The sequence below is a fragment of the Burkholderia sp. Ac-20379 genome (assembly GCF_017104645.1).
In the GTDB taxonomy this organism is placed as follows: domain Bacteria; phylum Pseudomonadota; class Gammaproteobacteria; order Burkholderiales; family Burkholderiaceae; genus Burkholderia.
In genome coordinates this window covers 1-1,696 of the sequence record NZ_JAAGPF010000658.1, presented here as the reverse complement: position 1 = coordinate 1,696, position 1,696 = coordinate 1, and the positions used below count along the sequence as shown (strand labels likewise).

General features: G+C 69.9%; 3 protein-coding genes. 2 read left to right on the top strand and 1 reads right to left on the bottom strand.

All coding sequences use genetic code 11. The features are described 5' to 3' along the window. Positions 1 to 145: 145 nt before the first annotated feature. Positions 146 to 682 (top strand): NUDIX domain-containing protein, encoded by a 537-nt coding sequence (locus G3N92_RS33710; RefSeq protein ID WP_206131824.1) that lies wholly within the window; start codon positions 146 to 148, stop codon positions 680 to 682. Between the two features lie 21 nt (positions 683 to 703). Here G3N92_RS33710 and G3N92_RS33705 read toward each other — a convergent pair whose 3' ends face one another. Then, a complete protein-coding gene (locus G3N92_RS33705; RefSeq protein ID WP_206131823.1) occupies positions 704 to 1,042 on the bottom strand; it encodes a YbjQ family protein in 339 nt (112 codons plus the stop codon). A 243-nt stretch (positions 1,043 to 1,285) separates the two neighbouring features. Between G3N92_RS33705 and G3N92_RS33700 the strand changes: the two genes are divergently transcribed. Next, the coding region (locus G3N92_RS33700) for a thioesterase family protein (RefSeq protein ID WP_206131822.1) at positions 1,286 to 1,696 on the top strand (411 nt) is incomplete at its 3' end.

The following is a 1,696-nucleotide window of genomic DNA, read 5'->3' as shown; positions in this document are numbered from 1 at the left end:
GACTGCCTCGGCGCGCTGCGGCCGGGCCGGCGCGGCCCCCGCTGCGAACGCCCCAAACTCGCTAGAATGAGCGCTTCGCCTCTCTCCAACGATGGCGCGCGACGGCGCTCGATGCCGCTCGCCGTGCCGCACCAGCGCTCCCCCGATGACCACTGCCGAACACCGTTTCTGTCCGCGCTGCGCGACGCCGCTCACGACCCGCGCCGATGCGCCCGAGGAAGGCGGCCGCGTGCGCCAGGCCTGCCCCGATCTCGAATGCGGCTATGTCCACTGGAACAACCCGCTGCCGGTGGTCGCGGCGATCGTCGAGATCGACGGCAAGATCCTGCTCGCGCGCAACGCGGCCTGGCCGGAGGGGATGTTCGCGCTGATCACCGGCTTCCTCGAGAACGGCGAGACGCCCGAGGAAGGCATCGCGCGCGAAGTGCTCGAGGAAACCTCGCTGCGCGCCGATTCGGTGCAATTGGTGGGCGTGTACGAGTTCATCCGCAAGAACGAACTGATCATCGCGTATCACGTGCGGGCCAGCGGCGAGATCGCGCTGTCGCCGGAGCTGCTCGAATACCGGCTCGTCGAACCGCCGAACCTGCGGCCGTGGCGTGCCGGCACCGGCTACGCCGTGGCCGACTGGATGCGCGCGCGCGGGCTCGAGGTCACGTTCGTCGACCGCCCGGGGCAGTGACGGGCGGCCGGGCCCCGGCGTTCAGCGCGCGACCGGCGTGGCGCGCACCGCCGTGCCGTAGCACAGCACCTCGGTGATGCCCGAGCCGATTTCCGTCGCGTCGTAGCGCATGCCGATGATCGCGTTCGCGCCGAACCCGGCGGCCTGCGCGATCATCTTGTCGTATGCGTCCTGCCGCGCGCGCTCGCACAACGAGGCGTACAGCGAAATATTGCCGCCGAACAGCGTCTGGATCGCCGCGCCGAACGAGCCGACGATCGAGCGCGAGCGCACGACGATGCCGCGTGCGATGCCGAACGATTCGTCGATGCGGTGGCCGGGCAGCTCGAAGGCGGTGGTGATCAGGCGGTGGTCGGGCATGGCAAACCTCGTGGCGAAGGGTGGAAAGGGCGGCGGCGGTTCATGCCGCGGCCGGTGCGGCCGCGTGCGGCTCGAGACGCTTGGACGCCGGCCGCCGCTTGGAATTTCACGCGATGTGTGTTTTTCTGTGCGGCACGCGATACGGCCCGCGCGCCGCATCGTCGCGCGAACGCGCCGCGCTGTAAAGCCGGGCCGCCCGCGCAACCGTTCCGCCTCCTTCCACCCGATCCCGATCCGCCGCTCATGTCCGCCAAGCCCGAACCGTTGCCGCGCAGCGCCTACCGCCACTTCCTGCCGATCACCACGCGCTGGATGGACAACGACGTCTACGGCCACGTCAACAACGTCGTCTATTACAGCTATTTCGACACCGTCGTGAACGAATACCTGATCCGCACCGGCGTGCTCGACGCCGAGCGCGGCGAGACGATCGGCCTGGTGGTCGAGACGCAGTGCAACTACTTCGCGCCGCTGGTGTTTCCGCAGAACGTCGATGCGGGCCTGCGCGTGGCGAGGCTCGGCACCTCCAGCGTGCGCTACGAGATCGGGCTGTTCGCCGAGGGCGAGGCGTCGGCGGCCGCGCAGGGGCATTTCGTGCACGTCTACGTGGGCCGCGACAGCCGCCGCCCGGTGCCGCTGCCCGACGCGTTGCGA